The 12,809-nt window shown below is 41.3% G+C and carries 8 protein-coding genes; 7 read left to right on the top strand and 1 reads right to left on the bottom strand.

Translation table 11 applies throughout. The annotated features are described in order from the left end of the window. Positions 1-2: 2 nt before the first annotated feature. Positions 3-812, bottom strand: coding sequence for a DUF2989 domain-containing protein (locus N473_RS09620; protein ID WP_063367723.1), 810 nt, complete (start codon positions 810-812; stop codon positions 3-5). Positions 813-1,143: 331 nt separating this feature from the next. Between N473_RS09620 and N473_RS09615 the strand changes: the two genes are divergently transcribed. The 7 genes from N473_RS09615 (at position 1,144) to N473_RS09585 (ending at position 12,420) form a co-directional block, all read left to right on the top strand. Beyond that, entirely contained in the window at positions 1,144-2,586 is a 1,443-nt protein-coding gene (locus N473_RS09615) for a glyceraldehyde-3-phosphate dehydrogenase (RefSeq protein WP_039607852.1), read from the top strand. Positions 2,587-2,767: 181 nt separating this feature from the next. Beyond that, on the top strand, positions 2,768-3,895 hold the full coding sequence (locus tag N473_RS09610; RefSeq protein ID WP_063367722.1) for a M14 family metallopeptidase: 1,128 nt from the start codon (positions 2,768-2,770) through the stop codon (positions 3,893-3,895). Positions 3,896-3,961: 66 nt separating this feature from the next. After that, the gene (locus tag N473_RS09605; RefSeq protein WP_063367721.1) at positions 3,962-5,674 is read left to right on the top strand and encodes an alanine/glycine:cation symporter family protein; all 1,713 of its coding nucleotides are present in this window, start codon (positions 3,962-3,964) and stop codon (positions 5,672-5,674) included. Between the two features lie 72 nt (positions 5,675-5,746). After that, the gene (locus N473_RS09600) at positions 5,747-6,073 is read left to right on the top strand and encodes a hypothetical protein (protein ID WP_063367720.1); all 327 of its coding nucleotides are present in this window, start codon (positions 5,747-5,749) and stop codon (positions 6,071-6,073) included. A gap of 2 nt (positions 6,074-6,075) precedes the next feature. Continuing rightward, complete coding sequence (locus N473_RS09595) at positions 6,076-6,357, top strand: YeaC family protein (protein WP_039607855.1); 282 nt, start codon at positions 6,076-6,078, stop codon at positions 6,355-6,357. Continuing rightward, complete coding sequence (locus N473_RS09590; protein ID WP_063367719.1) at positions 6,347-9,031, top strand: DUF349 domain-containing protein; 2,685 nt, start codon at positions 6,347-6,349, stop codon at positions 9,029-9,031. Before N473_RS09595 ends, N473_RS09590 begins: the two co-directional genes overlap by 11 nt. A gap of 578 nt (positions 9,032-9,609) precedes the next feature. Further along, a complete protein-coding gene (locus tag N473_RS09585) occupies positions 9,610-12,420 on the top strand; it encodes a bifunctional aconitate hydratase 2/2-methylisocitrate dehydratase (RefSeq protein WP_081221056.1) in 2,811 nt (936 codons plus the stop codon). The last annotated feature ends 389 nt before the right edge of the window (positions 12,421-12,809 follow it).

Genomic DNA, 12,809 nt, shown 5'->3' with positions numbered 1-12,809 from the left:
TGTTAACCACGAGGAGATAAAAATTTACCCGTTTCTATCTCCTCACGGGTCTTAAGTGCTAGTTGATTTAATACGCCGATACTTCTGCCACGCGATGTGAGCTCGTGCTCTATATCGATGATGTCAATTTCTTTAAAACCTGATAGTTGAGCAATTCTTGCAAAAGTATATGCGTGTTTGTATTTTTTTTGTTTGTAAAAAATACTTACCAGAGCCTTGTACACCTCTAAATCAGGTGTTTGACCAGCCTGATTAAGTTCTAGTACGCGGTACAGGAAGTCGATGGTTTTGTCATCGTCAAACTTTGCATAGTAGGTTGCCAAAAACATTTGTATTTCTTGGCTTTGACGTACATAAGGCTCATCTTCTTGGCGCAGCAATTTGTTCATTGCAAATTGGCTGTTATTTCGTGACCAATGATAGTAGAGCAAACCCGGATGCGAAGTTTGTTTCGTATCTTGATAAATTCGATTCATTTCTTTCAAGCTGGTGAGGTGACCTTCAACGCGAGAAGTGGTTTTCTCTTTTAGCTTGATATGCTCAATTTTTGCCGCAAGTGATACGCATTCATTATATGCTTCGAATTGTTTAAGGAGTTGGTATTTATTTTCGTCTGTTGGGTCTTTGTACTCAACATAACGACCGATGATCACAGATGCTCTTTCCTCTTTACAATGACTGTCTTTATTTAAATCATTGCAAAAACCAGGGGTTTCCTCACACACCTTTGCCAATGTCAACGGTTCTTCACATCCACTCAGCAGTGTCAATAAAGAAGCGCTAACGATGGCTAGCATCCACTTATTAGCCATTGTTTATCCTACGTAATATTTAAACGCGCACAACATACCACTTTTGCTCCTTTCGAAACAGCCCAAACGCGTTGAACATCACTAACTTTGCTGTGTGGGCTCGCTACTTTACTACTAATTACCTAGTTTAGTCCGATATCTCGAATAAGATATAAGTATATTTTCTCCAATGTTCGGAAAAAATAAGACATTTTTCCTGCTTTTAAATGTTCCCTTTACGAAAACAACAGGAAATGTATGGCTAGGAGTGGAGAATAATTGCAGATTAAATTAGAATGGCTGTGCCCAATAGGGCTATCCGTTCAAAAAAATTGTTTATTAGGCAGAAAAAATGACCTTATCTCACGAGCAAGAATATCAAAATAGCTGGCAAGAACGCCAAGACTACGCTGAAAATATGCAACCTATCATTGGTCGCTTATACCGTAACTTGGGTGTTGAAATTGCTGTTTATGGCCGTCCACTTGTTAACACAAGCACAATCGACGTAATTAAAGCACATAAAACAGTAGCACGTTTTGAAGAGACTAAATTGCGTCTTCGTGAAAGCTTCCCTTTCCTAGAAGCTATCAGCAAAATGGAGCTTGCACCTGGTCGTATCGATTTAGGTAAGCTAGCTTATGCATATATCTACAAAAATGCAGGTGAAGGCCGCTCTATCGAAGAGTATTTAAATGGCGAGCTTGCTGACTTATTAAATAAAGGCACAGGCCCAGAACCTCGCGATGTTGTATTGTATGGTTTTGGTCGTATTGGACGTTTATTAGCGCGCCTGCTTATCGAGCGCGGCGGCTCTCACGCTGATTTACGTTTACGTGCAATTGTTGTACGTGGTGGCCGTGATGGCGATCTTGAAAAGCGTGCAAGTTTATTGCGTCGTGATTCTATTCACGGTCCTTTTGACGGTTCAATTACTGTTGACCATGAGAAAGGCGCAATTAAAGCAAATGGTAATTACATTCAGGTGATCTACGCAAACTCACCAGAAGAAGTTGATTACACAAAGTATGGTATCGAAAACGCACTTGTTGTTGATAATACGGGTGTATGGAAGGACGAAGATGGCCTAGGCAAGCACCTAGCATCTAAAGGCGCGTCAAAAGTGCTACTTACTGCACCTGCTAAGGGCGACATCAAGAACATCGTTTACGGCGTAAACAACCTTGATATCCTTAACGAAGATAAAATTGTATCAGCAGCAAGCTGTACGACAAATGCAATCACGCCAGTGCTTAAAGCGTTAAATGATAAGTTTGGTATTAAGAATGGCCACGTTGAAACTGTTCATTCTTACACAAATGACCAAAACTTAATTGATAACTACCACAAAGCAGAGCGTCGTGGTCGTAGTGCTGCATTGAACATGGTTATCACGTCAACGGGTGCTGCAAAAGCCGTTGCTAAAGCACTTCCAGAGCTTGCTGGCAAATTAACTGGCAACGCAATTCGTGTTCCAACTCCAAATGTTTCAATGGCAATTTTGAACTTAAACTTAAATGCAGAGACGACTGCAGAAGAGTTAAATGAGTTCTTACGTGAAACGTCGTTGTATTCAGATCTTCGTGATCAGATTGACTACACTGCGTCTACTGAAATCGTATCAACAGATTTAGTGGGTAGCCGTTATGCAGGTGTTGTTGACTCTCAAGCAACAATCGTAGATGGCGACCGTGTTGTACTATATGTTTGGTATGATAATGAGTTTGGTTACAGCTGCCAGGTAGTCCGTGTAATGCGTGATATGGCGGAAGTTGCTTTCCCAAGCCTGCCATAATTTCGCTTTGACGATGAAAAAAGCCAGCATTTGCTGGCTTTTTTAGTTTTTGATCTGCGTTATGTATGATAGGCTTTTCAATGTTTTTAGCTACATTTGGCTAACATGAATAACAACTCATTGTTTAGCGAAGAAAGCGCAATATTACGGCAAGAATCTTGCCATAAATTTTAGGGTATATATGAGAATTTCTAGTAATTTTGACAGTGGTAATATCAAGGTCATTTCGGCACAGCAGCCTCACGATATTCAACTTGAAATCAACAAAGACAACAACTCAGACTTCTTTCAGTGGTTCCACTTCCGTCTTGAGTCAACTCCTTTTGTAGAACATAAATTACATATCAACAATTTAAAAGCATCAGCATACCCTGAAGGGTGGGATGACTACCAAGCGGTTGCGTCATATGATAGACAAAACTGGTTCAGAGTGCCTACATCGTATCAAGATGGCCAGCTCGTCATTGATTTTGAACCAGAGTACAGTCATACGTTTTTCGCTTATTTTGCACCATATAGTTATGAGCGCCATTTGGACTTATTGTATTGGGCTCAAAGCCACGATGCATGTCAGATTGAAACGCTTGGTGAAACAATTGATGGCAGAGATATCAGTTTACTCGTAGTGGGTGAGCCGAGCGAAACTAAGAAAAAGATATGGATCACGGCGAGGCAACATCCAGGTGAAACGATGGCTGAGTGGTTTGTTGAAGGTTTACTGCACAAACTATTAGACGATGAAGACCCACATGCGGCAGCATTGTTGTCAAAGTCGGTATTTTATATTGTGCCAAATATGAACCCAGATGGCAGTGTTCGCGGTCATTTAAGAACAAACGCAAATGGTGTTAACCTAAACCGTGAGTGGGAGACACCGAGCGTTGAAAACTCGCCAGAGGTTTATTACGTGCTTGAGAAGATGCGCGCGGTTGGTCTAGATTTGTATCTAGACATTCATGGTGATGAAGCATTGCCATACAACTTTGTGGCTGGTAGTGAAGGGATCCCAAGCTATGATACACGCCTTGAGAGCCTTGAAAACCAATTTAAAGACGCGTTGTTGGCGATTACTCCAGATTTCCAAGATGTGTATGGCTACCCGAAAGATGAACCTGGTCAAGCGAATTTAACGGTTGCTTCTTGCGCTGTAGGCGAAGAGTTTAAAGCACTGTCTTATACAATTGAAATGCCATTTAAAGACAACGCAGACTTACCAGATCCTCATTATGGTTGGTCTGATAGACGCTCTTACCAATTTGGACAAGATACGTTATCAGCAATAGTGAAAGTAGTTGATAACCTAAGATAATCAATAATTAAGGCAGTCTGTAAGGTTGCCTTTTTTAATATAACAACAATTAAAAGAGGATAAGTTGTGGACGTATTAGGAAGTTTTCTTGATAGCTTAGATGCCATGCTGGGGGGCTCGTGGTGGTTTCCCTATGTATTGCTGGGGGTGGGATTCTTTTTCACAGTATATTTAAAGTTCCCGCAAATTCGCTATTTTAAACATGCTTGCCGAGTAGTCTCTGGTAAGTATGATAAACAGTCTCATGAAGGTGATACGACACACTTCCAGGCATTATCAACCGCATTATCCGGCACTGTGGGTACGGGTAATATTGGTGGGGTAGCACTGGCGATATCTATCGGTGGCCCTGCTGCTTTATTTTGGATGTGGATGACTGCATTCTTCGGCATGACAACCAAGTTTGTGGAAGTGACCTTGTCACATAAATACCGTGTTAAAACAGAGGATGGCACCATGGCTGGTGGTCCGATGTATTACATGGATAGACGCTTAAACATGAAATGGCTGGCCGTGTTATTCGCAATTGCAACGGTTATCAGTTCTTTCGGTACAGGTAGTTTACCGCAGATAAATAATATCGCTCAGGGTATGGAAGCCACTTTTGGGTTTGAAAGGATGGCTACTGGCGCGGTGTTATCAATTTTACTCGCTTTGGTTATTTTAGGTGGTATCAAGCGTATTGCGGCGATCACGTCTAAAGTAGTACCTATTATGGCTGCTGTCTATATCTTAGGTGCTTTTGCCGTTATTTTCTACAATATTGAAAATATTGGTCCATCTTTCGCGTCTGTTTTTACTAATGCATTTTCTGGTTCAGCGGCTGCCGGTGGCTTCTTAGGCGCATCGTTTGCATACGCATTTAACCGTGGTGTAAACCGTGGCTTATTCTCTAATGAGGCAGGTCAAGGTTCTGCGCCAATAGCGCACGCATCAGCAAAAGCAGATGAGCCGGTATCTGAAGGGATGGTCTCTATTTTGGAGCCTTTCATCGATACCATTATCATTTGTACCTTAACTGGCTTGGTTATTTTGTCTTCTGGTGTTTGGACTGAGAAGTTTGAAACCGAATTTGAACGCTCTTCGATGACTTTTATTAAAGGGAATTATGATGAGGCGAATGAAGCGGATAGAACAGAGCTGTATAAATACTTAAACGGATACGCAGACCATAAGGTTGAGGAGTACAATGGTGCTATTCAGGTTGTGCAAGGTATAGCAGTCAACAAGGATTTCACAGTCATCCATTCTCGTTCAATCGGTGAAGATATTCGTTTTGGGATCACGGATAAACACCAGTACACCGGTACAGTCGAAATTGAAGGGGGGATCCCAGCGGATCCGAGTATATCTGTTCAGGGTAAATCACTCGTTCATTCGGCCGAGCTGACGACAAAAGCATTTACTCGCGGGTACTTTGGCGACAGTGGTAAATACATCGTATCTATTGGTCTGTTGTTATTTGCATTCTCTACAGCCATTGCTTGGTCATATTATGGTGACAGAGCGATGACTTACCTGTTAGGTCCACGTTCGGTGATGCCATATCGTGTATTTTATGTTGCAGGTTTCTTTTGGGCATCGTTTGCAGACACAACCTTAGTATGGAAGTTAGCAGCGGTGGGGATCGTAGTTATGACGTTACCAAACTTATTCGGCATTATGGTTTTAAGAAAAGAGATGAAAGAAACCGTTGATGACTACTGGGAAAAGTTTGAAAATGGAAAAGGTCAAGCGTCAGATGACGATAAAATAGAAAAATCTCGCGATTTCCAGTAAGACAAAGTAACTCAAAACAAGTAGAATAGGGCGCCATATGGCGCCTTATTTTTTATTCGGAGTAACGAAAGTATGGCAATAGCCCAATGCCCGAGTTGTAATAAACCCATTTCATCAAAGCACACGGTTTGTCCGCATTGTGACGTTGAGATTGGAAAAATAAGTGATGACGAACTTCGTCGAATTGCGGTTAAAAACCGTATAAAGAAACAACAGAGTATTATGAATTACTCGTTTCTGGCTTTGATTTTGTTTTTGGGTGGTTTTTTATACCTATATTGGCAGCACCCAGTTGAAGGCAGTATTGAAATGTATGCTGCAAAATCCGCGATTGGCATCGGTATGGTTTGGTACCTTATCAATCGTGTGATATTGGTTATTTTGAAAAAGAAAAAGTGACGATGAATGTAGATAATTTGGTAAGTAACATTACCCCAGAAGTATTCGAACGCCTTCAGTATGGTGCCTCTACAGGTCGCTGGCCTGACGGTACTGAGCTGACTGAAGCACAAAAAGAGCAAACTGTTCAACTCGTCATGTTGTACCAGGCAAAAGTTGCTAAATCGAACGAGCAATTTACGATTAATGAAAATGGCGAGATGGTTCAAAAGTCTAAACGCGAATTGCAAAAAGAATTTAAAGCAGAAAACGAAATAGCTAGGTTCACTGAAAATGATCTTTAAACACTTATTTACACCTAAATGGAAGCACCCTAAGGCGCAAGTGCGCTTAGCGGCGGTGGATAAATTAGACACAACCAAGGATGTCGAAGCACTAACAACGCTAGCCCTAGAGGACGACTCAATTCAAATAAGAAAAAAAGTCCTTAATAAGATTGATGATTTAGGCTTGTGGTGGAAAGTCTACAAGCAGGATCAAGAGCTTAAAGACATTGCTGAACAACACATCAGCCAAGCAGTCTTATCAGGCTCGAATATGTTGAGTAATGATATTCGCGAAGAGTACATCGATAGGTATGCACCGCAAAAAACGCTAGAAAAGTTAGCGTTTTCTGATATTGCACAGCCACAGCGTGTTAAGTTATTGAAGCGTATTGCCAATGCGCGTTTGATTGAGAAGGCATTTAAAGAGGGACAAGAAGCCCTTCAGGTTGCTTTGCTTGACCTTATTTTTCAATATGACTTAACTAAAGTTGTACTAAAAAGTGCTCAAGGCGAGGCAAAAATTCAATTAGATGAGCATCTTGAACAAGCTAGGCTCGCAAAAGTAATGCCTAAGCAGGTTGCAGAGCAGGTTAAACTCATTTTAGCTAAGTTCAATGCATTGAGAGAAAAGCTTGATTATGAAAGTGTTAGCACTCAGTTTAATGCACTAAGTCAACAGTGGCAAAACGTAGAGCTCAAGTGGTTGGACGAAGAAACGTTAAACGTACAGTCTGAAAAATATCAACTACTTACTGATAAACTCACCACTCACATTGAAAAGCTAAAAGCGCAATTTGACGCAGATGTTGCGGCGCAAAAAGCACAAGAAGAAAAGCAGCGTATCGTTGCAGATTACACCTCTCAAGTGGATGCTTTTGAGTGTTTACTCAATGAAGCTGTTAGCAAATTAGATATTGAGTCTCAAACATCACTGCAAAGCAAGTTCACACAATTGCAAGGTACTTTAAGCGAGTCCCTGTACAAAGATTCTGATCAGCTAAGAGCACTGTCTCAACGCTTAGCAAAGCTTAGTCAACTGTTACAATCACTGCCTGAAATGATCGCTGCATCAAAAGAGTTTCAGGTGGCATTAGACGCTTTAAAAGCCATTGAAGCAAGCGACGACTTAAGCCAATTAGATGCATTATTGTCTACGCAAAAGTCGGCATATCAAGCATGTAATAACGCGTTGAAGTCTTTACCGTCTGAGTTGAAGCAGGTGGCGAAAGTTGAATTAAGCCAAGCTTCGAAAGTATTTTTAGAAGCAATGAAGCCATTAGTCGATAAACAGCAAAAGCTGCTAAAAGAGGCTCGTAAAAAAGCGCGTGATGTGCAAAGGCTCATTGAGCAAGGTCGCTTTAATATTGCATTCGGTGTATTTAATGGTTTATCTGAAAGCTATGATGCGCTCACTGAAGGTCATAAGGAACAAGTAAGTAAGCAGTATGAGGCCTTACAGTCTCAGCTCGCTGAGTTTAAAGATTGGCAAAAATATGCATCGGCGCCGAAGCGCACAGAACTATTGGAGCAATTGGAAGAAAAGTTGGCAGAAACTGACATTGATCCTAAAGTGCGTGCTGCTGATGTAAAGATGTTACGTATTCGATGGAATGAACTTGGACGCATAGAAAGTGAAGAAGAGAAGCAGCAAGCTCAAGTATTCGATGAAAAAATTGAATTGCTGTTTGCACCATGTCGAGCGTATTTTGCTGAACAAGAAGAAGCGCGTAAACAAGTGATTGTTGAGCGTGAAAAGCTGATCAATCAAATGAAAGAGCTTGAGCAGTTCTCAGTGGAAGAAGAGGGTGGCTGGCGTAAGCTGGAAAGCCAATTTAATCGCATAAACAAGCTGTGGCGCGGTGCAGGTAGTCTAGATTCACAGACTTACCAAGCTTTGAACGGACAATATCGTGATGCGTATGCACAGGTTAATGGACGACTTAAAGCGCATCATCAAAATAATGCTGAACAAAAGCAAGCACTTGTTGATGAAGCTTTGGCTCAAGTAGAAAACGAGAATGTAGCTGAAGCGTGTGAAGTTCTTAAAACATTGCAAAAACAGTGGCAAGGTATTGGTTTTGCAGGTAGTAAGAGTGAGCATGTTTTATGGCAGTCATTTAGAAAGCATAATGATGCTGTTTTTGCTAAACGTGAAGAAATGGCTGCGCAGCAAAAGCGTGAAAATGCCGCGTTGGAAGCACAGCAGCGACAAGAGTTAGCGAATTTTGATAATTTAGTGATTGAAGCTAAAACGCAGTCAGAGCTTACTCAGCTACAAGAGCAGATCAGCGGCCTTGATGTGCTTGGTGGTCTAAATAAAGTTAAGAAGTCTTTACTTGAACAAGTTGACGTTAAGCTGAATGAACTGTTTTCGACATTGAATCGTGAAAAGTTCTCAGAGCTAGTCAGTGCTGTTGAAAACAATCAAGAAATTCCAGCATGTTGGCAAGGTAAAAATGTATCTGGGATAAGTGCTGCGCAGTTGCTATTAAGGTTAGAGATCCTCACAAATATAGAGTCTCCAGCAGATGAGCAGCAGGCGAGAATGGCTGAACAGGTTGCATTATTAGATGAAAAGCTTCAAGGTGAGTCTCACAAACTTGATTTTTACTTGGTCAGCTATTTTGCACAAGCTAAGATCGAAGGTATTGAGTTTGACTCAAGCAGAATCTTAAGAGTATTAAACGCATAATGTTAAAGGGCCCTGTTTAGGGCCTTTTCTTTTCTTTTCTTTTCTATCTCGTGTTGTCTACGTCGAGTGTAAAATCACATTTGTTTTACATGCATTGCACAAAGCTTTACTTTGTTTTGTTTTTATCAATTAAACGTTTCTCGCCTTTTTTAATCAATTGCTGTCGTTTTTATTTTAGGTATTGTTTTGAACAGCAAGCTCATCTTATCCTCTCAATTTATTGATTTAATTTCATATATTTATATCTCTATAGCGTGTATAAGGTTGTTTGTGTTGAAGCTTATGCTTTCAATTGTGCAGTTATTGTCATCAATTGGTTTGAAATTGGGCGCTCTGTCATCTACTTTTAGCGAGGAACGTGACAAATATTTATCTCGGAAATAATAATCATTATCACATAATTGGTATTTATACCGCCCATTAACTTTATAAATTAGCGTAACCTAGTGAATTTAGTGTATTTTGCGGCGCAAACTAATACTAAAAAGTGCTTTTTAGTTAAATGATTACTAGCGCTTTAAATTTAGGGTAAAATAACCCTGATTTATATATGCGTATTACTGCCTGACGAGGTTCATATGAGTTTGTATACTGAGTACTTGGAAGAAATCCAAACCCGTAAAGCGGAACTTGGACTTAACCCAAAACCAATTGATAGCGCTGATTTGCTATCAGAAATTATCGCCCAAATTAAAGACACAGAGAACGAGCATCGCGAAGATTCTCTTAAATTCTTCATCTACAACACACTTCCTGGCACAACTAGCGCAGCTGGTGTAAAAGCACAATTCCTAAAAGAAATCATTCTAGGTGAAGAAACTGTCGCTGAAATCTCAGCTGAGTTTGCGTTTGAACTACTTTCACACATGAAAGGTGGTCCTTCAATCGCTGTGCTTCTTGACCTTGCTCTTGGCAATGATGAAGCAGTTGCAAAGCAAGCTGCTGATGTACTTAAAACACAAGTATTCTTATACGATGCGGATACTGCTCGCCTACAAGAGGCTTTCAAAGCAGGTAATGCCGTTGCTAAAGATATTTTAGAAAGCTACGCGAAAGCAGAGTTCTTCACTAAGCTTCCTGATGTTGCTGAAAAAATCGAAGTTGTTACTTTCATCGCAGGTGAAGGTGATATTTCTACTGACTTACTTTCTCCAGGTCACCAAGCGCACTCACGTGCAGACCGTGAGCTTCACGGCCAATGTATGATCACACCTGAAGCACAACAAGAAATCGTTGCGCTTAAAGAAAAGCACCCTAACGCGAAAGTGATGCTTATCGCAGAAAAAGGCACAATGGGTGTTGGTTCTTCACGTATGTCTGGTGTGAACAACGTAGCACTTTGGGCTGGTACTCAAGCAAGTCCATATGTTCCATTTATCAACATCGCACCTGTTGTTGCGGGTACTAATGGCATTGCACCTATCTTCCTAACTACGGTTGATGTAACCGGCGGTATTGGTCTTGACCTTAAAAACTGGGTTAAGAAAGTAGATGCTGATGGCAACACAGTGACTGACGAAAATGGCGACCCAGTATTAGAAGAAGCATACTCAGTAGCAACTGGTACAGTGCTTACTATCGATACCAAAGCTAAAAAGCTTTTCAACGGTGAAGAAGAACTAGCAGATATCTCATCTGCGTTCACACCACAAAAAGTTGAATTCATGAAAGCGGGTGGTTCTTACGCAGTTGTATTTGGTAAGAAGCTTCAAACTTTAGCTGCAGAAACACTAGGTGTTGATGCGCCGACTGTTTATGCGCCTTCGAAAGAAATCTCACACGAAGGACAAGGTTTAACAGCTGTTGAGAAAATCTTTAACCGTAATGCGGTAGGTGTTGCTTCAGATGCACCACTACACGCTGGTTCTAACGTTCGTGTTAAAGTGAACATCGTAGGTTCACAGGATACAACGGGCCCTATGACGTCACAGGAGCTTGAAGCAATGGCTGCTTCAACGATTTCTCCACTTGTTGACGGTGCATACCAGTCTGGTTGTCATACAGCGTCTGTATGGGATAAAAAAGCGCAAGCGAACATTCCAAAGCTAATGGCATTCATGAACAAGTTCGGTCTTATCACAGCGCGTGATCCGAAAGGCATCTACCACTCAATGACTGACGTTATCCACAAAGTACTGAATGACATTACAGTGGACGACCGTGCTATTATCATCGGTGGTGACTCGCATACACGTATGTCTAAAGGTGTAGCGTTCGGTGCTGACTCTGGTACTGTTGCACTTGCATTGGCAACGGGTGAGTCTGCAATGCCAATTCCTGATTCTGTTAAAGTAACCTTCAAAGGTAAAATGGCAGAGCACATGGACTTCCGTGATGTTGTACACGCAACTCAAGCGCAAATGCTTAAGCAGTTTGGCGGCGAGAACGTGTTCCAAGGCCGTATCATTGAAGTACACATTGGTACACTTATGGCTGACCAAGCGTTTACTTTCACTGACTGGACTGCAGAAATGAAGGCGAAAGCGTCAATCTGTATTTCAAACGACGAAACGCTTATCAAGTCAATTGAACTGGCTAAGAGCCGTATCCAGATCATGATCAACAAGGGTATGGAAAACGAAGCGAAGACACTACAAGGTCTTATCGATCTTGCTGACGAGCGTATTGCAGGTATCAAGTCTGGTGAGCAACCAGCGCTTGCACCAGATGACAACGCGAAGTACTACGCAGAAGTTGTAGTTGATCTTGACGAAATCGTTGAGCCAATGATTGCTGACCCTGATGTAAACAACGAAGACGTATCTAAGCGTTACACGCACGATGTAATTCGTCCAGTTTCATTCTACAACGATAAGCCAGTCGATCTTGGTTTTGTTGGTTCTTGTATGGTTCACAAAGGCGACATGCAGATCATTGCACAGATGCTACGTAACCTTGAGAAGCAAAATGGTTCGATTGAGTTTAAAGCACCACTAGTTGTTGCGCCGCCAACATATAACATTGTTGACGAGCTTAAAGCAGAAGGTGACTGGGAAGTGCTAGCTAAGTACGCTGGTTTTGAATTTGATGATGAAAAGCCAAAAACAGCAGCACGTACTAAGTATGAAAACATCCTTTACCTAGAGCGCCCTGGGTGTAACCTTTGTATGGGTAACCAAGAGAAAGCTGAACCTGGTGACACTGTAATTGCAACGTCTACACGTTTATTCCAAGGCCGTGTTGTAGCTGATACATCAGAGAAGAAAGGTGAGTCACTACTTGGTTCAACACCATTAGTAGTACTTTCAACTGTATTAGGTCGTTTCCCAACGATGGACGAGTACAAAGCTGCGGTTGAAGGTATCGACCTAACAGCATTTACTCCGCTTGAAGAAGAACTAACAACTAAGTTTGGTTCTGAGCAAGCAGTGCCAGTAAAAGTCGTTTAATCTATACAGATTGACTAAGAAAAAGCGCGTTTCAAACGCGCTTTTTTTATGGCTGAATTTTAAATACGCCAGTACAGTCTTCAACTCGTCTTCATGTGTTTGGCATCAAGATGCTACTCCCATCATTTCCCATCACGTATGTAGCGTCAGTCAGCATATAGCTTTATATGTTTGTTGTTTTAAGAAATACAGCTGTTGCTCGTCTCGGTTCATCATGAAAGAAAAGGGCTATACATTAATCTAAAGTCGAATTTGATGGGTATTTTTACTTTGTAAGTCTAAACTTTACTTCTGCAAAATCGTTATATAGTAACATAAGTTGTATGCTCTACTGTTCCAGGGGGCAGTTCAGTACTTTTCATTACGCGCTAATATAAAGGAGTCTGGGT

It is taken from the genome of Pseudoalteromonas luteoviolacea CPMOR-1 (assembly GCF_001625685.1).
GTDB classification, from domain to species: Bacteria; Pseudomonadota; Gammaproteobacteria; order Enterobacterales; family Alteromonadaceae; genus Pseudoalteromonas; species Pseudoalteromonas luteoviolacea_K.
Note: the sequence above shows the minus strand (reverse complement) of the source record. Positions and strands in the feature narration are given on the sequence as shown.